The organism is Streptomyces sp. NPDC058663, assembly GCF_042716745.1.
Lineage (GTDB): Bacteria > Actinomycetota > Actinomycetes > Streptomycetales > Streptomycetaceae > Streptomyces.
Genome location: NZ_JBHXRV010000018.1, coordinates 83,111 through 103,044, shown reverse-complemented (window position 1 = coordinate 103,044; position 19,934 = coordinate 83,111). Strand labels below are relative to the sequence as shown.

The 19,934-nt window shown below is 69.9% G+C and carries 17 protein-coding genes and 2 tRNA genes; 15 read left to right on the top strand and 4 right to left on the bottom strand.

The window, feature by feature from the left end; translation table 11 throughout:
- The first annotated feature begins 46 nt into the window (after nt 1–46).
- The gene (locus tag ACFWVV_RS15670) at nt 47–1,663 is read left to right on the top strand and encodes a glycosyltransferase family 2 protein (protein WP_384341808.1); all 1,617 of its coding nucleotides are present in this window, start codon (nt 47–49) and stop codon (nt 1,661–1,663) included.
- A gap of 152 nt (nt 1,664–1,815) precedes the next feature.
- On the opposite strand, the gene ACFWVV_RS15665 is transcribed toward ACFWVV_RS15670, so the two are convergent.
- Together ACFWVV_RS15665 and ACFWVV_RS15660 are read right to left on the bottom strand one after the other, a co-directional pair.
- A complete protein-coding gene (locus ACFWVV_RS15665; RefSeq protein ID WP_384341806.1) occupies nt 1,816–2,976 on the bottom strand; it encodes a glycosyltransferase family 4 protein in 1,161 nt (386 codons plus the stop codon).
- A complete protein-coding gene (locus ACFWVV_RS15660) occupies nt 2,973–5,831 on the bottom strand; it encodes a CDP-glycerol glycerophosphotransferase family protein (protein ID WP_384341804.1) in 2,859 nt (952 codons plus the stop codon). The genes ACFWVV_RS15665 and ACFWVV_RS15660 overlap by 4 nt, the downstream gene beginning before the upstream one ends.
- 250 nt (nt 5,832–6,081) lie before the next feature.
- On the opposite strand from ACFWVV_RS15660, the gene galE reads away from it, so the two are divergent.
- The 6 genes from galE (at nt 6,082) to ACFWVV_RS15630 (ending at nt 12,515) form a co-directional block, all read left to right on the top strand.
- Nucleotides 6,082–7,050 (top strand): UDP-glucose 4-epimerase GalE, encoded by a 969-nt coding sequence (gene galE / locus ACFWVV_RS15655; protein ID WP_384341802.1) that lies wholly within the window; start codon nt 6,082–6,084, stop codon nt 7,048–7,050.
- Between the two features lie 260 nt (nt 7,051–7,310).
- Nucleotides 7,311–8,396, top strand: a complete 1,086-nt coding sequence (gene proB, locus ACFWVV_RS15650) for a glutamate 5-kinase (protein ID WP_384342189.1) — start codon at nt 7,311–7,313, stop codon at nt 8,394–8,396.
- Nucleotides 8,397–8,567: 171 nt separating this feature from the next.
- Nucleotides 8,568–9,140, top strand: a complete 573-nt coding sequence (locus tag ACFWVV_RS15645) for a hypothetical protein (RefSeq protein ID WP_384341800.1) — start codon at nt 8,568–8,570, stop codon at nt 9,138–9,140.
- 87 nt (nt 9,141–9,227) lie between these two features.
- A complete protein-coding gene (locus ACFWVV_RS15640; RefSeq protein WP_384341798.1) occupies nt 9,228–10,535 on the top strand; it encodes a glutamate-5-semialdehyde dehydrogenase in 1,308 nt (435 codons plus the stop codon).
- 88 nt (nt 10,536–10,623) lie between these two features.
- The gene (locus ACFWVV_RS15635) at nt 10,624–11,217 is read left to right on the top strand and encodes a hypothetical protein (protein ID WP_384341797.1); all 594 of its coding nucleotides are present in this window, start codon (nt 10,624–10,626) and stop codon (nt 11,215–11,217) included.
- Between the two features lie 167 nt (nt 11,218–11,384).
- Entirely contained in the window at nt 11,385–12,515 is a 1,131-nt protein-coding gene (locus ACFWVV_RS15630) for a hypothetical protein (protein ID WP_384341795.1), read from the top strand.
- Between the two features lie 60 nt (nt 12,516–12,575).
- Here the strand turns inward: ACFWVV_RS15630 and ACFWVV_RS15625 are convergent, their stop codons facing one another.
- On the bottom strand, nt 12,576–13,697 hold the full coding sequence (locus ACFWVV_RS15625; protein WP_384341793.1) for a M48 family metallopeptidase: 1,122 nt from the start codon (nt 13,695–13,697) through the stop codon (nt 12,576–12,578).
- Nucleotides 13,698–13,918: 221 nt separating this feature from the next.
- On the opposite strand from ACFWVV_RS15625, the gene ACFWVV_RS15620 reads away from it, so the two are divergent.
- From ACFWVV_RS15620 to ACFWVV_RS15590, 7 genes are all read left to right on the top strand, one after another.
- The gene (locus ACFWVV_RS15620) at nt 13,919–14,086 is read left to right on the top strand and encodes a hypothetical protein (RefSeq protein WP_384341791.1); all 168 of its coding nucleotides are present in this window, start codon (nt 13,919–13,921) and stop codon (nt 14,084–14,086) included.
- Nucleotides 14,087–14,136: 50 nt separating this feature from the next.
- Nucleotides 14,137–14,778 carry a nicotinate-nucleotide adenylyltransferase gene (nadD, locus tag ACFWVV_RS15615; RefSeq protein WP_384341789.1) on the top strand — a complete coding sequence of 214 codons (642 nt, stop codon included), beginning with the start codon at nt 14,137–14,139 and terminating at the stop codon, nt 14,776–14,778.
- A 47-nt stretch (nt 14,779–14,825) separates the two neighbouring features.
- Nucleotides 14,826–16,565, top strand: coding sequence for a LytR C-terminal domain-containing protein (locus ACFWVV_RS15610; RefSeq protein ID WP_384341787.1), 1,740 nt, complete (start codon nt 14,826–14,828; stop codon nt 16,563–16,565).
- A 125-nt stretch (nt 16,566–16,690) separates the two neighbouring features.
- Nucleotides 16,691–17,134, top strand: a complete 444-nt coding sequence (gene rsfS / locus ACFWVV_RS15605; RefSeq protein ID WP_384341785.1) for a ribosome silencing factor — start codon at nt 16,691–16,693, stop codon at nt 17,132–17,134.
- Nucleotides 17,131–17,796, top strand: a complete 666-nt coding sequence (locus ACFWVV_RS15600; RefSeq protein WP_384342187.1) for a histidine phosphatase family protein — start codon at nt 17,131–17,133, stop codon at nt 17,794–17,796. The genes rsfS and ACFWVV_RS15600 overlap by 4 nt, the downstream gene beginning before the upstream one ends.
- A 146-nt stretch (nt 17,797–17,942) precedes the next feature.
- Nucleotides 17,943–18,015, top strand: a tRNA-Ala gene (locus tag ACFWVV_RS15595).
- A gap of 108 nt (nt 18,016–18,123) precedes the next feature.
- Nucleotides 18,124–18,357, top strand: coding sequence for a hypothetical protein (locus ACFWVV_RS15590; RefSeq protein WP_185026367.1), 234 nt, complete (start codon nt 18,124–18,126; stop codon nt 18,355–18,357).
- On the opposite strand, the gene ACFWVV_RS15585 is transcribed toward ACFWVV_RS15590, so the two are convergent.
- Entirely contained in the window at nt 18,336–19,664 is a 1,329-nt protein-coding gene (locus tag ACFWVV_RS15585) for a glycosyltransferase 87 family protein (protein WP_384342185.1), read from the bottom strand. The genes ACFWVV_RS15590 and ACFWVV_RS15585 overlap by 22 nt on opposite strands.
- Before the next feature lie 171 nt (nt 19,665–19,835).
- Between ACFWVV_RS15585 and ACFWVV_RS15580 the strand changes: the two genes are divergently transcribed.
- A tRNA-Ala gene (locus ACFWVV_RS15580) sits at nt 19,836–19,908 on the top strand.
- The last annotated feature ends 26 nt before the right edge of the window (nt 19,909–19,934 follow it).

The following is a 19,934-nucleotide window of genomic DNA, read 5'->3' as shown; positions in this document are numbered from 1 at the left end:
CAAGGATGGGAGCCGCACACGACGAGAAAAATTTGGGAGCGGCCCGGTGGAATCCGACGTAACGGTCAGCGTTGTCGTCATCGTCTACAACGACGCGGAACAGGTGGCCACCGCCGTCCGATCCGCGCTCGCCCAGGGCGACGCCGTCGGCGAGGTGATCGTCGTCAACGACGCGTCCACCGACGGCACCCGCGAAGCGGTCGACGCCCTCGCCCGGCAGCACCCGCGGGTCCGCCCCCTGCACCGCGCCGAGAACAGCGGCGGCTGCGGCAGCCCCCGCAACGACGGGATCGCCGCCGCGAAGTACCCGTATGTGATGTTCCTGGACAGCGACGACGTCTACCCCACCGGCGCGGCCGACGCCCTGATGGCCGCCGCAGGGCCGGACATCGACGTCGTCGCCGGCGCCTGCGTACGCCGCGAACTACCCGAGGGCCGCGACACGGTATGGGCCCCCGCCCTCTACGACCCCGCCGCTGGCGCCACCCTGCCGGGCACCGTCCTGGACGGCATCGCCGCCCACCCCGAATTCCTCCTCGACACTCTCTCCGTCAACAAGCTCTACCGGCGCGCTTTCCTCGTCGAGCACGCCGCGGCCTTCCCGGACGGAGCCTTCCACTACGAGGACTTCGTCTTCACCGCGAAGGTGTACGCGGCAGCCCCACGCATCGCCGTCATCGCCAGCCCGGTCTACGTGTGGCACGTCCGCCGCGACGCCGCCGAACTCTCCATCTCGTTGCGCCGTGCCACCATCGCCAACTGGGAACACCGCGTCGAGGCGCACCGCCGCGTCGCCGAGGTCTTCCGCGACGCCGGCCGCGACGCCCTCGCCGTGGCCGCGCAGACCAAGTTCCTCGACTACGACCTGCCCATGTACGTACGGGAACTGCCGCAGCGCAACGCCGGCTACCGCACGGACTGGTGGGCCGCCACGCGCGCGTACCTCAAGGGCTTCGACGCCGCGGCGTACGAGACTGCCGAGGCACCCTCGCGCTGGCTGGCCCGCGCCCTCCTGGCCCGGGACGCCCCGGCCGAGCTGGAGCGGGTGGTAGCGCTCGCCGCCCAGCCGCCCCGGCTGCTGCCGCCCTCGTACACCTCGCAGGACGGGGTGCCGGTGCTCGCCGAGAGCCTGCCCGAGGTCGAGCTGGACTCACTGGCCGAACTTCCCGCACGGAAGCTGCCGTTGACCGTCGACGGCACGCTGACTGTCGGCCCCTCGCTCGAATTCACCCTGACCGTACGAGAACTCCACGGCCTGCTCGCCCCGCTGCGGCCCGAGCGGATCCTGCTGCGGCTGACCGACCAGCGCGGTGCCCACCCCGCAAAGGAACGGGAACAGCCCTTGCGCCGCGCGGGGGATGACGCCTGGCAAGCCGAAATCTCCGTACGGGCACGAGACCTGGCGGACCGTGAGCGGCTGATGGCCTGGCGGGTGCACGCCGAGGTGGTGTGCGCCGACGGCACCCGCATTCCTGCCGAGGTGCGCGCGGCGGCACCCTCCGTGGCCCGCCGCAACATCGTCCTCGGCGCCGGACTGCCCCTGCTCGTCCAGGCACATGTGACTCCCCGGCAGGCGCTGACGGTGCGCGTGGTCGGGGGAGTGCGGGGAGCGCAGGACGTCCTGGGCCGACGCCTCAAGAGGCTGGCGCGCAAGGTGAAGTGACCGGGCCGGCGCAGCCCGTACGAACTGGCCCAGCCCCGGGCGGCCGGGCCGAGGCAGCCGGGCCGCAGAGCCAAGCCGAAGTGGCCCCCTTCCGCAGTGCGGGAGGGGGCCACTTCGGCGCAATTGGTCCGTCACAGGACCGGGGCCGACGACTACCGCTCAAGGAAGGCGAACAGCTCTTCCCACCGGTCGGTGATCGACTCGGGGGAGTAGCGCCGTACGTTCTCCCGGGCCAGGTCTCCCATCCGGTCCCGTAGCTCCTGGTCCTGCATCAGCCGCACCAGCTGCCGCGCCAGCTCGGGCGTGTTGCCCGGCCGGGCCAGAAGCCCGTCGACCTCGTCCTGGATGATCTCGTGCACACCCGGAGCGCAGTCGAACGCCGCACACGGCACCCCGCACGCCATCGCTTCCAGCAGCGCGAGCGGGAAGCCCTCACCACGGGACGACTGGGCGAACACCGACGCACCGTGCAGTGCGCCGACGACATCACGGGTCTGTCCGGCCCACTCCACCGAATCGTCCAGACCGAGGTCCGTCGCCTGCTTCTTGAGCGACTGCTCAAGTTCGCCCGCACCGTACAGCTTCAGCTTCCAGCCCGGCACCTGCGGCGCGGCCTCCGCCCAGGCGTCGAGCATCATGTCGAGGCCCTTCTGGTGACTGAGCCGGCCGATGCTGACCACGGTCTTCTCCGAACGCGGCGACACCGTCTCCGGCATCATCGGCAGCGGATTCGGCATGAAGCCGACGTTGTTGAGGCCCTTGACGGCCCACTTGTCGGCGTCCTCCTGCGTGAGCAGCAGCAACCGGTCGACGTCCTTGTAGTGCTTGAGGACACGGCCGAATCGCGAGGACTGCCGCGAGTACTCGTAGCTCTCGTGGCTCATGCCGATCACCGGGTGGCCCGCCGTGTCGGCGAGGGCCACCCACTCCATCGCCCACACCTGCGTCACGATGATCATCGCGCCGGGGGACGCCGTCCGGAACATCCGTGACAGCTTCGCCGCGGCCTCCCGCATCCCGGCCTCGCGCCGCGAGTTGTGCAGCCGCGCGGGCACATCGACTTTGCCGCGCAACCCGCCGACCGGCTTGCGGCCGGCCGGGCGCTCGTCGTACAGCGTGACCGTCCGGAACGGAGGGTTCTCCCCGAGGTCCATGGCGACCTCGGCCGGCGCGATGCCGACGAGGGTCACCCGGTGACCGCGCTCGGCGAGCAGCGCCGCCATCTGTGCCTGCCAGCGGGCCACCCCGCCCAGCTCGTCGACCTCGTTGGCCACGAAGAAGATGTCGCGTCGGGTCTTCGGGTGCTGCGTCATCGGGTACGGCCCTTTCCGCCGAAGAAGCGGTCCGCGATCTGCGCGGCCGCGTCACCGTGGTCGTACTCGCCGTACCGGTCCACGAATTCCTTGACCTGCGGCCCGCACTGCGTACGGACACCCTCCAGGTCCTCCAGCACCGAGAACAGTGCCTCTTCGTCGCGCGGCACCGGACCCGGTGCCGTTTCCAGCAGGTTGAAGTACGTGCCGCGGATGTCCTGCGAGTACTCCTCCCAGTCGTACGCGAAGAAGATCATCGGCCGTTGCAGCAGCGCGTAGTCGAACATCACGGAGGAGTAGTCCGTGATCAGGACGTCCGAAGCGAGGAGCAGCGGAGTGATGTCCGGCTCCTCCGACACGTTGATGACCCGGCCGGCCATCGCCGGCGGCAGCGCCACCTGGTTGAGGTAGTGCGTGCGCACCAGCAGCGTGAACTTGTCCCCGAAGCGCTCCGCCAGCTCCTCGACGGAGAACGGGAACTCGAACTTCTGCACCTTGCCCTGCGCGTTGGCGCGGAAAGTCGGCGCGTACAGCAGCACCGGCAGCCCAGGACGGATGCCCAGACGCTCCTTGAGCTCCTTGACCTGACTGCTGTCGGCGGTCGCGTCGCGGCCCTTCAGCAAAGCGTCGTTGCGCGGGTAGCCGGTGCGCAGCAGCTTGCTCTCGGGCATCCGGTAGGCGCGTGCCAGCGTCCGCACGTCGTGCTCGGTGCGTACGACGAAGTGGTCGAAGCGGTCCAGCGAGGTCTGGTACGCGGCCTGCTCGCCCTCCGACATCAGCCGGTAACCGGGCTCGTCGAAGCCCATGCGCTTGAGTGCCGAGCCGTGCCAGGTCTGGATGTACGTCGTCTCCGGACGCTTCGTCAGCTTCAGCGGGAAGCCCTGGTTGTCGATCCAGAACTCGGCCTGTGCGAGTGCCCGCAGGTACTTCCACGACCAGCGCTTGACCAGCTCGACGTCGGCCGGGAAACCGGTCGGCTTGTCGCCGGCGTACGACCAGATCGCGTGGATCGGTGCGCCGCGCCGCTTCAGCTCCTCGTAGATGGCCCGGGGGCTGTCGCTGTACTGCTTGCCGAGGTGGCTCTCGAAGACGACGGAGCCCTTGCGCACGGGCAGCGCCTTGATCATGCGGTGGTAGCCGTCGATCTTGCGCGGCCCGGAGTTGAGGTCCTTGCGCACGTCCCGCGCCTTGCGGTACGTGGTCTTGGCGATCCGCGCGGGCAGGCTGTCCATGTTGTTCTGGATCAGCGCGCGGGCCTTCTGCGAGGCCGCACTGTGCTGCACGACGTGGAACGCCAGGTGACCGCGCCCGGAGACCTCCGCCTCTATGCGGTCGCCCGCCAGCCGCGTCAGCCGGGGCCTGACGGTCAGGATGCCGGTCCGCTCGATGTCGGCCTGGCCGACGGTGATGGCCCCGATCGTGGTCTTTCCGTCGACCTTGAGGTGCATCCGGACGTTCCACACGTCGTCGACGATGCCCAGCGGGCGCAGCTCCTTGGCCAGCGGAAGGGTGGCCTCCCAGCGGACCCGGTCGCCGTCCACGCGGACGCTGCGGACGGGGAAGCGGAACGTCTGCAGGCTGGCGCGGCGTGCCTTGAGGACGATCTCGGCCGACAGTTTCGCGCCCGGCTTGATCTTGCCCAGCGGGTTGACCACCGCGCCGCTGACCACGACGTCCGAGGCGCGCTCCGTGTAACCGGTCAGGCTGTTGCGCAGGTCCAGCTTTTCGACCGGCCTGGTGTGGTAGCCGAGGTCGGTGACGTCCAGGAGCGCGCGGGCGTGGCTGTCCTCCAGGTGCTCCTCGCACCAGTAGATCCGGCCTTCCTTCTCCACCAGCGGCACCGCGAGCTTGCTCCGGTTCAGGAGCATGTCGATGGCGGGCATCAGGTTGTCCCAGTCCTCCTGGAGCAGGAGGTACGCACAGATGGCGTGGGCGGGATGCAGCTCGTTGTACGCCTCGGGGGCGAACGACTGGACGTACTCCCGGGCCATCTCGGCGAAGGCGTGCCGGTAGTCGTCGTCCAGGAACGGCAGCTCGCGCAGGTAGAGAACCAGGTCGTGCTTCAGGAACTTGATGTCCTTGTGCAGTTTCAGGTCGTCCATGCCGCGGGACTTGAGAATCTTGTCGATCCGCCGGTGGATCTCCACCCGGTCCGCAAAGTTGTTGATTTCGTTGCGGCGGTTACTGATGGACTTCTTCTCGGTCTTCTCGACCACATTCCAGTAATAAACAGTATTAGGAATGAGGGTGATACGAGAAGCTGCCAAATAAGCCTGGGCAGAGAAAAGCAGGTCCTCGTAGTGAATCCGCTTGGGAAAGCTGAGGTTGCTCTCGATCAGGAATTCGCGCCGGTAGCACTTGTTCGTCGACAGCGTGTCGAAGACGAGCAGGTCCGGGAGTTCCGCCACGGAGTCGAGCGTGCGCGTGGCGTTGTACAGCCAGCGGTACCACTCGCTCGTCTTGCCGTGCCGGCTGTCGACGTGAACCCGCAGGCAGAGGCCGGACACCAGATCGGCACCGGTGGTCTCGGCGGCCTCCAGCATGTTGCGGCACGCGTTCAGCTCCAGCGTGTCGTCACTGTCCAGGAACATCACGTAGCGGCCGCGCGCCACGGCGATGCCCTGGTTGCGCGGCTCACCGCAGCCGCCGCTGTTCTCCTCCAACTGGATCGCCCGGACCCGGTCGGGGTGCTGTGCCGCAAGGTTCCTGGCCACGGTGTACGAACCGTCCGTGGAGCAGTCGTCGGCGATGATCACCTCGACGTTGTGCAGGGACTGGTCCAGGACCGACTGCACGGCCGTCGGCAACCGGTCGGCATCGTTGTAGACAATGACCACAACACTGATGTCCGGCACGGTCGTCGGGAGGCTGTCCGACGAGGGAGACGGGCTTGACAAGGCCACCTCTGTGTTCACGTCCTCGATACGTTTCGATTACTGATCCCCCACAACTGCGGGTACGTGAGGGATGGCCGACTGATGCGCCCGGACTGAAGAGTCCGGAGTTTTCCACAGTCCCGGCCAGGCTAGCCTACGGACGAAGCCCTCCAGTCCCTGCCCGGAGATGGCCCGATCAGTGACCATTGCGTCTCTGTATAGTGCCTCTATGACTTGGCTGGTAACTGGCGGTGCGGGATACATCGGTTCACACGTGGTAAAGGCGCTTGTCGACGGCGGTGAAAGCGTCGTGGTGCTGGACGACCTGAGCACCGGAGCCGAGGCGCGGATTCCGTCCGGAGTCGCCCTGGAGCGGGGCTCGGTGCTCGACCGTGCCCTGCTCGACGACGTACTGGGACGCCACGGCATCACGGGCGTCGTCCACATTGCCGCCAAGAAGCAGGTCGGCGAATCCGTGGAACGCCCGCTGTTCTATTACCGCGAGAACGTGGTGGGTCTGCAGACCGTTCTGGAGGCGTCCGTCGCCGCCGGCGTCAAGCAGTTCCTTTTCTCCTCCTCCGCCGCCGTCTACGGAATGCCCGACGTCGAACTGGTCACCGAGGACACCCCGTGCCTGCCCATGAGCCCGTACGGCGAGACCAAGCTGGCCGGCGAATGGATGGTCAACGCGGTCGGCAAGGCGCACGGCATGGCCACGGCGTGCATGCGCTACTTCAACGTGGCTGGTGCAGCGTCCCCCGAACTGGGTGACCCCGGCGTCTTCAACCTCGTACCGATGGTGTTCGAGCGGCTCGACGCGGACAGGGCGCCGCTGATCTTCGGTGACGACTACGCGACGCCCGACGGCACCTGTGTCCGCGACTACATCCACGTCGCGGACATCGCCTCCGCGCACGTCGCCGCTGCCCGCAAGCTGGTCGCCGAACCCGACGCCCAGCTGATCCTCAACATCGGCAAGGGTGAGGGCGTCTCCGTCGCCGAGATGATCGACCTCATCCGTGAGATCAGCGGCCGCGAGGACATCAAGGCGGAGGTGGCCCCGCGGCGGGCCGGCGACCCCGCCCGGGTGGTGGCCGCGGCGGACCGCATCAGCGCCGAACTCGACTGGCAGGCCCGGTACTCCGTGCGCGACATGGTCGAGTCCGCCTGGGCCGGCTGGCGCCACCGCCACCCCTGACCCCCGAGCGGCCCCCTTCGCCCGCCCCTCCTGCCCTCCTGCCCTCCTGCCCTCATGGGCGGGGCGGCCCCCCGGGGGCGGCCCCTCCCGTCTCACCGGCCAGAACCCCCAGCGAACCCCCCACCCCCTCCCGTACATTGCGCAGGACGCACCACCGCAACTCACCAAGGGGACGCACGCACGTGGCAGGGGCAAGCAGTCAGCCGAAGCAACACCCGCACGACGCCACCCGGCAGGCCGTCACCGACGCCCGCAGGGTCGTGGTCAAGGTCGGCTCCTCCTCCCTGACCACCGCCTCGGGCGGCCTCGACGCCGACCGCGTCGACGCCCTCGTCGACGTCCTGGCCAAGGTCAGGGCAGGCGGAGCACGCGAAGTCGTCCTCGTCTCCTCCGGCGCCATCGCCGCCGGCCTCGCCCCCCTCGGACTGCACCGCCGCCCCAAGGACCTGGCCCGGCAGCAGGCCGCCGCCAGCGTCGGCCAGGGCCTGCTGGTCGCGCGTTACACCGCCTCCTTCGCCCGCTACGGCGTCCGGGTCGGCCAGGTCCTGCTGACCGGCACCGACACCAGCCGCCGCGCCCACTACCGCAACGCCTACCGCACCCTCGACCAGCTCCTCGCGATGGGTGCCCTGCCGATCGTCAACGAGAACGACACCGTCGCCACGGACGAGATCCGCTTCGGCGACAACGACCGTCTCGCCGCCCTCGTCGCCCACCTCGTACGCGCCGACCTGCTGGTCCTTCTTTCGGACGTCGACGGCCTGTACGACGGAGATCCGGCCAAGCCCGGCACCTCCCGCATCGCCGAGGTCGCGGGCCCCGACGACATCGCCCACGTGCAGATCGGCAGCGCGGGAAAGGCAGGCGTCGGCACCGGCGGCATGGTCACCAAGGTCGAAGCCGCCCGCATCGCCGCCGCCGCCGGCATCCCCGTCGTCCTCACCTCCGCCTCGCAGGCAGCCGACGCCCTCGCCGGCCGCGACACCGGCACGTACTTCCACCGCACCGGACGCCGCAGCGCCGACCGGCTGCTGTGGCTGGCGCACGCGTCCACCCCGCAGGGCGCCCTGACCCTCGACGACGGAGCGGTACACGCGGTCGTCGAGCGGCGCACCTCACTGCTGCCCGCCGGAATCGCCGCCGTCGAGGGCGACTTCGGTGCCGGAGACCCTGTCGAACTGCGCGACAGCACAGGCCGCGCCGTCGCCCGCGGACTCGTCAACTTCGACGCGAAAGAACTCCCGCAACTCCTCGGCCGCTCCACCCACGACCTCGCCCGCGAACTCGGACCCGCCTATGAACGCGAAGTGGTGCACCGCGACGACCTGGTGGTGCTCCACCACTGACCGCACGGGGCGAAGCCGACGAAGCCTCCCCGAACTCTCCCCGGGCGTCCACGAAACGGCCGAAAGTCCAGCCTCCTGGTGGAGACCTTCCAGAAAACCCCCCGCATCCGGCCCAGGACTGGTCAACTCTGTTACGGGGATACAGCACACAAACGCATCAGGAGGCCGCCGGTGAGACGAGCGCGCCCGGGGGCGCCGCCCCGAGGGACAGCCGAGCGAGCCCTGACGAGCGTCGGGGCGGGAGCCGACTTCGACGACGGCGGGGACAGCGGCCACCAGAACGGGGAGAACGGCAGCACCACCGACACCGGAAACAACCGGAGCAGCCGGACGGGATCCGGCGGCGCCGGCACGCAGAGCGGCCGGGAGACCCGCACCGGGCCCAGCCGGCCCGAACCGGAGGCCTCCCGCCTCTGGTACATCACGCTCAGCGTCTCCGGCACCGAGACACCCCTCACCGAGGTCAGGCGCGGCCTCGAACAGCTCGCCCACGACCACCCCTTCCTGCTGACCAGCCGCTACGCAGGTGACCACGCGGAAATCCGCTACTGGGAAGAGGCCAGGGACCTGCACGACGCGGCAGCCGTCGCGCTGCGGCTGTGGGGCGAACACCGCTCGACGGCCCAGCTTCCGCCCTGGGAGATCGTCGGCCTGGAGGTCATCGACCGCGACACCTACCACCAGCGGGTGGCCGAGGGGTACGGGCCGCCGCCCGCCGCACCCGTCGGCGTCCACCCGTACTGACAGCCAAGGGGCACCGGGCACGGAAGCCGCCGTCTCGGAGTCCGGGACGGCGGACGGGCGCCCCGGGCGCCGGATTACCCTGCGGGCATGACCTCGCACTCCGCTTCCGCCGACGCCACAGCCGACGCCGCCGACGGCCACTCCCCGGTCCTGGCCGCCGCTTCCCGGGCCCGTGACGCCGCCGCCGCGCTCGCGCCGCTGCCGCGCGCCGTCAAGGACACGGCGCTGCTCGCTGTCGCCGACGCCCTGCTCACCCGTACGGACGAGATCGTCGCGGCCAACAGCCAGGACGTCGCCCGTGCCCGTGAGGCGGGGACCGCCGAGTCGGTCGTCGACCGGCTCACCCTGACCCCCGAGCGGGTCATGGCCATCGCCCACGACGTGCGCGACGTGGCGGCCCTGCCCGACCCGGTCGGCGAAGTGGTGCGCGGCTCGACCCTCCCCAACGGCATCGACCTGCGCCAGGTGCGCGTGCCGCTCGGCGTCGTCGGCATCATCTACGAGGCCCGCCCCAACGTCACCGTCGACGCCGCAGCACTGTGCCTCAAGTCGGGCAACGCGGTACTGCTGCGCGGTTCCTCCTCCGCGTACGCCTCCAACACGGCCCTGGTGGCCGTGGTCCGCGACGCGATCGGGGAAGCAGGGCTGCCCGCCGACAGCGTTCAGCTCGTGCCGGGTGAATCCCGCGATGCGGTACGCGAGCTGATGCGCGCCCGCGGCCTCGTGGACGTCCTCATCCCGCGCGGCGGAGCCTCCCTGATCCGTACCGTCGTCGAAGAGTCCACCGTCCCCGTCATCGAGACCGGCACCGGCAACTGCCACGTCTACGTGGACGCACAGGCCGACCTCGACACGGCCGTCGACATCCTCGTCAACTCCAAAGCACACCGGGTCAGCGTCTGCAACGCAGCGGAGACCCTGCTCGTCCACCAGGACATCGCGGACGCCTTCCTGCCACGCGCCCTGGACGCCCTCGCGGAAGCGGGCGTCACCGTCCACGCGGACACCACGGTCCTCGGTTACGCAAGCACGTCGAAGGCCACCGTCGTGCCCGCCGTCGACGCCGACTGGGAGACGGAATACCTGTCCTACGACATCGCGGCGGCCGTCGTCGGCTCCCTCGACGACGCCGTCGCGCACATCCGTCGCTGGTCCTCCGGGCACACCGAGGCCATCGTCACCACCTCGCAGACCGCCGCCCGCCTCTTCACCCAGCTCGTCGACTCCACCACGGTCACGGTCAACGCCTCCACCCGCTTCACCGACGGCGGGCAGTTCGGCTTCGGAGCCGAAATCGGTATCTCCACGCAGAAGCTGCACGCACGCGGGCCGATGGGACTGCCCGAGCTGACGTCGACGAAGTACATCGTGACCGGCGACGGCCACATCCGCTGAGTCGCCGCCGCCCTCCACGGAACACTTCGCGCCCGCCCGCTGCGCCCGTTCTCTGCCCAAAACGACCTACCGGGTCTACGCTGAACGAGTGCCGGACGACGTGGAGGGCAAGCCGTTCCCGGATGGCTGGGAGCCCGACGACGACCGCGGGGGCGCGGACGAGGACTTCGCCTCCGTGGTATTCGACGAGGACTTCGTCAAAGCCGCCGAATTTCATGAACCGAGCGCGGTGGAGCGACTGCTGGCCGCCGCACAGGCGCGTGCCGACGCCGAGGCCGCCCACCCCTGGGCAGGCCGGCGCCCCCCTGGCGGCGAACCGTACGACGCGCGCGAGCCCTACGGCGACACGGACGGCCTGGAGGTCTTCGACGGCCCCTACGGACGTCATGGCGGCGCGCTGCGCCCGTACCGCAACTCCGCCCGCTGGCACCGCCCCGTCGCCTGGCTGCTGGCACTGCTGATGGGCATCGGCATGGTCGCCTTCGCCTTCGCCGCCGTCTACCGCGGCGCCTCCGGAAGCAGGGACGGACACGTGCCCTCACCGGCGGCCACCGGCGTCGACACACCGGCGACCGGTGCCGACACAGGCACCGGCGCAGGGGCCGGCCGGGCGCGCGGTGAGCCGGCCGCGTCGGCCGAATCCACCGCACCGGCGGCGTCCGCCCAGCCCCGCACCCCCTGACCGCCCCGCACCCCGGTTTCCCGGCTGAAACCTGCAACTCGCCTCGAACGAGACCGAGTTCGGGCGAAGTTCTGGCGTACCGGGGCGTTTACCTTCGCCTCTCGCGACCTACTCTGAAAGAAGAGACTCCTCTCCCCACCGCAGGGCCCAGTGCTCAGGGAGAAGCGATGACAGGTCGATCGGAACCGCCCGAGGGCACACCGCCCGAGGGCTTCCCCAACAGCGGTGACGACGACTACCGGTCCGTCGTCTTCGACGAATCGTTCGTCCGCGCCGCCCGGCTCCAGGAATACGCTGCGTCGGAACGGGTGGGGGACCATGCCCCGGCCGTCCGTACCCTCCCCGCGCCGGTCGCCGCCCCCGCCGTCACGGGCAGCGGCCGCAAGCAGGTGCTCGTACTGCTGCTGCTCGTCGTACTGGCCTTCGCCACCGCGGTCTACATGGGCATACGTGCACCCGCTGCGGCCACCGTCGAGCGTCGGCCCGAGGCCCTGCGTGCCACGGTGGTACCGCTGGCCCCGCAGGGAAAGGTGCCGGGCGGTATCCCTGTGGAACTCTTCCTGCACAGCCCGGCCGCCCAGTTCGGCACCGGCGCCGAAGGCATCCAGCTGCCCGTGGCCCGCAGCACCGCCCACTTCTCCGAAAGCCAGGTCCTGGCCGCCCTCACCATCGCCAAGGACTACCTGGTCCAGTCGTCCGTCGACCCCGGCGTCCTGACCGGTGGCACGGTCCGCTCCGCCCGCCTGCTCCTCGACCCGGACCAGCTGGAGCAGTACGACGCCGACCTCGACCCCGCACGCGCGTCACGCGGCAGGGAAGCCTCCGCGGCGGCCGGCTGGCTCGTGCGCTTCGACCCGGCCGAGGTCGCCCTGGCAGGCTCAGTCCGTGCGAACGGCCGCCTGCGCGTCACCGAAACCGGCCCCGACATCCTCGACGTGACCTCCGACCACACCTTCGTCTACCCGCTGCGCCCGGTCACCGGAGCGGCCCGCCAACGGGCAGACGAAGCCTCCCTGTTCACCGTCCGGCGGATACTGCACTTCCGTTACGACGCGGAGGACCTGCGCCGCCACCGTACGGAACTGCTCGGCTCGTACGCCGTCGGAGGCCCGCAGTCCTGCGGCGCGGGCGGGCCCCCCGGGTCGCCACGGTCCTGGAGCCCTCTCCTGGCCGGCCAGGAGGCATCCGCGCACCCGGCCGCGCCCACCGACCCCTACGCCCCAGGAGCGCCGACGGGAGCCCTCTGCGGCACGCTGTCGCCCAGCGCGATGCCCGGCGTCAGGAATCCAGCCTCCTGAACGGTGCCGGGCGAGGCCCCCGTGCCGGACCTCGCCCCGTCCCGCACAGGAGCCCCTACGTCAGGCCCCGCCACCGGCGGACGCGGAACCGGAGTCCTTGCCGGCCCCGTTACCCCCGCCGAACGCCCCCTTCAGCTTGCTCCCCAGGTCCCCGGCCCCGCCCGCAAGATCGCCGACCAGCTTCATCAGCGGGTCCTTGCTGGTACGTACCGTGTCCGCATAGTGGGACGCCGACTCCTTGAAGGAGTCCGTCACCGAGGTGTCCTTGTCCTCGTCCCGGCGCGGGTAATGGCCGTCCATGACCCGCTGGTACTCCCGGCTCCCGGACCACTTCTTCAGCTCCGCCGCGCGCACGGTGGTGAAGGGGTGCGACCTCGGCAGCACATTCATGATCTTCAGTACGGAGTCGCGCAGATCGCCGCCCGCCTCGTACTCCTCGGCCTGCTTGAGGAACGCGTCCACATTCATCTCGTGCAGGTGATTGCCGCCCGCGATCTTCATCAGCCCGCGCATCGACGCCTGCAGGTCCTGGCCCACCAGGAGCCCCGCCCGGTCCGCCGACAGCTCGGACTTCCGGAACCACTCCCGCAGCGCCGTGATGATCGCCATGATCGCGATGTTGCCCAGCGGAATCCACGCGACCTTCAGCGCCAGACTCGTCAGGAACAGCAGGATCGTCCGGTAGACCGAGTGCCCGGACAGCGCGTGCCCGACCTCGTGCCCGACGACAGCCCGCATCTCCTCCTCGTCCAGCAGCTCCACCAGCCCCGTCGTCACGACGATGATCGGCTCGTCGAGACCGATGCACATCGCGTTGGGCTTCGGGTCCTGCGTCACGTACATCGCCGGAACCTTCTCCAGGTCCAGGATGTAACAGGCGTCCCGCAGCATCGAGTTCAGATGCGCGAACTGTTCGTCGCCCACCCGCACCGAGTCCGACAGGAACAACAGCCGCAGACTGCGCTCGGGCAGCAGCCCGCTCAACGCCTTGAAGACCGTGTCAAAACCGCTCAGCTTGCGCAGTGCCACCAGGGCGGACCGGTCCGCCGGGTGCTCGTACGCGCGGGAGGAGATTCCGGGGAAGCGCCTGCGCTGCCGCCCCGGCAGCCGCTCCTGCCCTCCCGCGGCCCCGCCGCCCCCCTGCTCACTGCCCTGTCCCTGCTCGTGATTGCCGTCTGTCATGAAAGACCCCTGCTCTCGTACGAGACATGTCCCGTCCCCCGGACGGCCCCAGCCTAGAGGCGCAGCCGGGGAACCTCTCCTGTGCTGACGCCGCCCCGCCCGGGCCGGTTGCCCGGGCGCCGATATCGCCTCAACGACTGAGTCGGCGTGAGCGTGCCCGCATGTGCCGCATACGATGTTGCCGAAGTCTCCCCTGACGTCTCCCGATAGGTCCGCCGAAGATGAGTTTTCACAGCACCGCAGCCAACCTCGTGACCCTCGCCTCCGGCGAAGGCTCCAAGCACGTCGATGAGCACGCCTCCATCAGCCCCCTCGTCACTGGCGGCGGCGCCTTCATCGCGCTGATGCTGCTGCTGTGGATCACCACCCGCTTCAACCGGGACCGCTGAACCGGACCGGGGGACCGGGCCGGGCAGCCGGGCCAGTAGGGTCTGCACGCATGGGAGAGCAGGTAACGCCCACCGGCCCGGCCGGTGGGAGCAGCGCGAGCGGCACGGACAAGCGCCGCATCGGCGTCATGGGCGGCACGTTCGACCCGATCCACCACGGTCACCTGGTGGCCGCCAGTGAGGTGGCCGCGCTGTTCCACCTCGACGAGGTGATCTTCGTGCCGACCGGCCAACCGTGGCAGAAGAGCCACAAACTGGTCACGCCCGCCGAAGACCGCTATCTGATGACGGTCATCGCGACCGCGTCCAATCCGCAGTTCTCGGTCAGCCGCATCGACCTCGACCGCGGCGGGCCGACGTACACGATCGACACCCTGCGGGATCTGCGCGCGGACAACGCCGACGCGGACCTGTTCTTCATCACTGGCGCCGACGCGCTCTCCCAGATCCTCACCTGGCGCAATGCCGAGGAGCTGTTCTCCCTCGCCCACTTCATCGGTGTCACCCGTCCCGGACACGACCTGACGTCCGACGGGCTGCCCGAGGACGGGGTCTCCCTGGTGGAAGTGCCCGCTCTCGCGATCTCCTCGACGGACTGCCGCGCGCGGGTGCGCGCCGGTGACCCGGTCTGGTACCTCGTGCCCGACGGAGTGGTCCGCTACATCGACAAGCGCGAGCTGTACCGGGACTGACGGCGAGCGGCACGGAGCAGCAGGAGCAGCACGGAAATGGGGCACCGGTGAACGACCGCCAGAACCCGTACGACCCATATGCGCACGAGCCGTACGCGCAGCAGCCGGAACTCATCGGCTACGACGCGTACGGGCAGCCGGTGTACCAGCAGCCCGCGCAGCAGCAGCCGGAACAGACGCCGCAGTACGACCCCTACGCCCAGCAGCAGCCGCCCCAGCAGCAGGCCTACGGATACGACCCGTACACCTCCCAGGCGCAGCAGCCCGCCCCGTACGACCCGTACGCCCCCGCCCCGCAGCAGACGGCGCCGCACCCGGGCGAGACGTACGGCTACGGCACCGGCACGCAGCAGGAGTGGATCCCGCAGCAGGCGCCCGCGCCGCAGCACGCCCCCCAGCGGCCGCAGGCGGCCGAGCCGCAGCAGATTCCCGCGCAGCAGCGGGGCCACCGGGCGGACGGCCCCGACGACGTCCCCCGGACTCCCCGGGCGGAAGCCGCTCCCGGACGGCCACGTCCGGACGGCGGCGCGTACGCCACTGAACAGTTCTCCTTCGTCGAGGAACCGGACGAGAACTCCGAAGACGTCATCGACTGGCTGAAGTTCTCCGAGAGCCGCACCGAGCGCCGGGAAGAGGCCAAGCGCCGCGGCCGCTCCCGCATCGTGGCCCTCGGCGTCGTCCTCGCCCTCGTCGTGGCCGGTGGTCTCGGCTATCTCTGGTACGCCGACATGCTGCCCGGCATGTCCTCAGGCAAGAACGAGGCACCGGTGGCCAACGGAGCCCAGAAGCGCGACGTCATCGCCCTGCACCTGCACCACACCGACAAGCCCGGCACGACCTCGACCGTGCTGCTCGTCAACAACGCCACCACCCGGCAGGGCACCACCGTCCTGCTGCCCAACGCACTCGCCCTCGCCGACGACAACGGCGTCACCACCACCCTCGCGAAGTCCGTCGAGGACGACGGCGGCGCCGGCACCCGCGAGTCCCTCGGCAGCGCCCTCGGCACCAGCATCGGCGGCACCTGGCGGCTGGACACTCCGTACCTGGAGAACCTCGTCGAGATGGTCGGCGGCATCGAGATCGACACCGACACCGCCGTGCCCGACACCCAGAAGGGTACTTCCCCTCTGGTGAACCGGGGCGCCCGGCAGACACTCAGCGGGCGGATGGCCGTCGCGTACTCCACCTACCGTGCACCCGGCGAGCCGGAGGCCAAGCAGCTCGCCCGCTTCGGCGCGGTCATGCAAGGGGTGCTGAAGAAGATCTCGGACGACCCGAAGGTCGCCGAGATCACCGTCAAGCACCTGGTGCTGATCCTCGACCCGTCACTCACCGAACAGTCCCTCGCCGCCTCCCTGGCCAGGCTCGCCGAGCACGCCAAGAAGGGTGCCTACCGGACGGTGCCGCTGCCGGTGCGTGCCGACGGCCGGGTCAGCGAGTCCGACACCGTCGTCAAAAGCGTCCTGGGCGGCACCGCCAGCGCCCCCGAGCAGGGCTCTGCCGTACGGGTGGGGGTCCGCAACGCGAGCGGAAAGCAGCCCGCCACCGAGGCAGCCCGCATCGCCCTGGTCAACGGCGGCTACGCGTTCACGGACGCGGGCCGGGCCACCGTCACCGCGTCGTCGAAGGTCACCTACGCGGACGCGGCACAGAAGGCGAAGGCGGAAGAGGTCGCCAAGACCCTGGGCCTGCCGGCGTCCGCGGTGACCAAGGGCGCACCGGCCCAGAACGCGGAGGTCTCCGTCACTCTCGGCCAGGACTACAAGGTGCCGGCACCGCAATAGGCCCAGGTCGCCGCAACCGGCAGCCCCGCTCGCCCCTCTTTGCCCCGCCGGAAAACTCCGGCGGGGCACGGCGGCGTCACGTGAGACCCTTGTGGTAATCACCGACCGCCGACGAAAGCCTGCTTGTGACCGCCACTGACCGTTCCATCGAGCTCATCAACGCCGCCGCACAGGCGGCCGCCGACCGGCTCGCGCACGACATCATCGCGTACGACGTCAGCGACGTGCTGTCCATCACGGACGCCTTCCTGCTGGCCTCCGCGCCCAACGACCGCCAGGTCAAGTCGATCGTCGACGAGATCGAGGAGAGGCTCAACAAGGAGCTCGGCGCCAAGCCGGTCCGCCGCGAGGGCGACCGCGAGGCCCGCTGGATCCTTCTCGACTACGTCGACATCGTGGTGCACGTCCAGCACAGCGAGGAGCGCGTCTACTACGCGCTGGAGCGCCTGTGGAAGGACTGCCCGGAAATCGCTCTGCCCGAGGACGCGGTGAAGACCCGCGGCAAGGCCGAGGAGCACGCCAAGCTGAACCCCGCGGGTGAGCTGGACGGAGAAGGAGACCTGTTCTGAACGGCGGCCAGAGCGGCGGCCCGGTGACCCGGGGCCGTCGCATAGTTCTGTGGCGGCACGGCCAGACCTCCTGGAACCTGGAGCGCCGCTTCCAGGGCACCACGGACATCGGGCTGACGGACACCGGGGTGGCGCAGGCCCGCCGGGCGGCCCGGCTGCTCGCCTCGCTGAAGCCGGACGTCATCATCGCCTCCGACCTCAGGAGGGCGGCGCACACGGCCGGTGAACTGGCCGCCCTCACCGGGCTCGACGTCACGCACGACGCCGGCCTGCGCGAGACGTACGCGGGCGCCTGGCAGGGCCTCACCCACGACGAGATCGTGGCGCAGTACGGCGATCAGTACGCGGCGTGGAAGCGCGGCGAGCCCATCCGGCGAGGTGGCGGCGAGCTGGAGACCGAGGTGGCCGACCGGGCCGCCCCCGTCGTCCTGGCACACGCCGACAAGCTCGCGGACGGCGGCACGCTGGTCGTCGTCAGCCACGGCGGCACCATCCGTACCACCATCGGCCGTCTCCTCGGCCTGGAGTCGCACCACTGGGAAGGCCTGGGCGGCCTCTCCAACTGCTGCTGGTCCGTCCTCGGTGAGGGCGCCCGCGGCTGGCGGCTCATGGAGCACAACGCCGGGACGCTCCCGGAACCCGTGCTCGGAGACGACGACTGAGCAGTCCGGCAGCACTCCCGGCACCGCGCCGGGAGGTTCCCGGAACGGCGGCCCACCCGGATTTCGCTTTCCGGCAGGTCGCAGGCTAGAGTTCTTCTTGTTCGCAGCGCAGAGCGGGAAACAACCGCACAGCACCAAGAACACGCGGGGCTATAGCTCAGTTGGTAGAGCGCCTGCATGGCATGCAGGAGGTCAGGAGTTCAATTCTCCTTAGCTCCACAATCAGGATCCCGTCCCCGTCTGGGGGCGGGATCTTTTGCTGTCCCTCTTGCGGAGCCGTGACAGAATCGACCGCCGGAGGGGGCGACCGCGGCAGGGGAGGGGACGATGGGCGCACACAGGCGGAAATGCGACTGGTGCGGCAGTGGTACGCCGATCGTCCGGGACATGGAACCGGTCAACTCCGAGTACCAGTACTGGTGCGAGGAGTGCGCACGCGCGCTGATCATAAAAGGCGACCCGATCGAGACGTACCGGGAGCTGGAGGGCGAGCCGATCTACGGTCGGCTGCTCGACGAACACTGCACCCTCAAAAGGTTCTACTCCTTCGCCAGGGCCTGACCCGTCGGCGTGTCAACCGGCCCCGGGTGCCGCGCATCCGGGCGCGGAGCGATCTGCCCGCAGGGCGGTGCGGGTACGAACGACCCGCGGGCGAGGGTCCCGTGGGAAAAGGAACGGCAGACGCCCGCCAGCACAAAGGCGAGGCCGACCGAGGGGTAGAGGGCGGACAGGGCGAACTCCCCGACGCCCTGATGCAGTTCCGGCCGGTCCTGCTTCCCGTGCGGCACGGCCCACAGGGCGTACGAGAAGAAGACGGCTCCCGCCGCACAGACCACCGCCCGCCGCACCCGCCCGCCGCGTACGGCGCCGTCGGCGAGAAACAGCACCAGCGGCACACACCACACCCAGTGGTGCGACCACGAGATCGGGCTGACGAGCAGGGCCGTCACGGCACAGGTCAGTGCCGCGCGGGCACGGTCGCCGCGGAGCGCCGCGTCGGCCGCCGCGTACAACCCGAGAACAGCCACGAGCGCCGCGCAGGCGGCCCACCAGCCACCCGGCGCGCCGGTGTGCAGAAGACGCGCGAGGAGCCCGCCGAGCGACTGGTTGGCGGTGTCCTCGGTGTGGCCGACCCGCGCGGACTCGAAGAGTGTCCGCGTCCAGAAGTTCCAGGAATCGGCCGGGAGAACCGCGGCCGACGCGAGGGTGGCGGCGAGGAACGCGGCACAGGCCGCGGCGGCCCTCCGCAGCCATGGGTTGCCGCCGAGTCCGTACGACCCGCGGTGGCGGGCCAGCAGCAGCCCCGTCAGCAGCAGGAAGACGACGAAGAGCCCGGGCGTGAGCTTCACCGCCGCGGCGAGGCCGATGCCCGCACCGGCCCAGCGGTGCCGGTCGTGACGCGTCAGGTCCCACAACACGACGACTGCGAGAGCCAGATTGACCTGGCCGTAGCGCAAGGTCGTCCAGACCGGCTCGCACCAGACGGCGACGGCCGCGATCCACAGGGTGGCGGCCGGCCCTGCGTGGCCGAGCAACCGGAGCGACAGATGCACCAGGGCGATCAGGAGACCCAGATTGCCGGCCGTGGCGAGCGTGCGCAGCAGACCGCTGTCCAGGAGGGGCAGAGGGGTGAACAGAATCGCGGCGAAGGGCGGATACGTCGTCGGGAGGTGCGCGGCGGTGACACGCAGGGCATAGAGGTCACCGCCCGTCAGCACGGTCGCCCCTTCCGCCCGGTAGACCGTCAGATCGATCATTGACACCTGCGCGAGCCGCTGCGCCACCCAGAAAATGGCGAAGGACACAAGACAGGCGGCACCTGCGGCGATCGGCGGGCGCGGGGCGCGTCCGCCGCATGCGGCGGCGATGCGCTGAACGAGAGTGGCAGTCACACGGCGTGACGTTATCGTTACGACGTGCGCATGTGAGGGGGGTCGGTTGGGAGCGGGAAAAGGGATTTGGTGATGCGGCGATCCACCGTCTAAAGTTGTCGATGTCGCCGGGGGAGACCACGGAAAACGACACGAAGTGCACAGCACGGGGCTATAGCTCAGTTGGTAGAGCGCCTGCATGGCATGCAGGAGGTCAGGAGTTCAATTCTCCTTAGCTCCACAGAAAAGAAGCGGGCCGTCCGATCG

Excerpts from the sequence above, each read along its gene's own strand:
- ACFWVV_RS15665 (WP_384341806.1), bottom strand. The coding sequence starts at position 2,976 with ATGACGCAGCACCCGAAGACCCGACGCGACATCTTCTTCGTGGCCAAC.
- galE (WP_384341802.1), top strand. The coding sequence starts at position 6,082 with ATGACTTGGCTGGTAACTGGCGGTGCGGGATACATCGGTTCACACGTG.
- ACFWVV_RS15640 (WP_384341798.1), top strand. The coding sequence starts at position 9,228 with ATGACCTCGCACTCCGCTTCCGCCGACGCCACAGCCGACGCCGCCGAC.
- ACFWVV_RS15630 (WP_384341795.1), top strand. The coding sequence starts at position 11,385 with ATGACAGGTCGATCGGAACCGCCCGAGGGCACACCGCCCGAGGGCTTC.
- ACFWVV_RS15625 (WP_384341793.1), bottom strand. The coding sequence starts at position 13,697 with ATGACAGACGGCAATCACGAGCAGGGACAGGGCAGTGAGCAGGGGGGC.
- ACFWVV_RS15620 (WP_384341791.1), top strand. The coding sequence starts at position 13,919 with ATGAGTTTTCACAGCACCGCAGCCAACCTCGTGACCCTCGCCTCCGGC.
- nadD (WP_384341789.1), top strand. The coding sequence starts at position 14,137 with ATGGGAGAGCAGGTAACGCCCACCGGCCCGGCCGGTGGGAGCAGCGCG.
- ACFWVV_RS15590 (WP_185026367.1), top strand. The coding sequence starts at position 18,124 with ATGGGCGCACACAGGCGGAAATGCGACTGGTGCGGCAGTGGTACGCCG.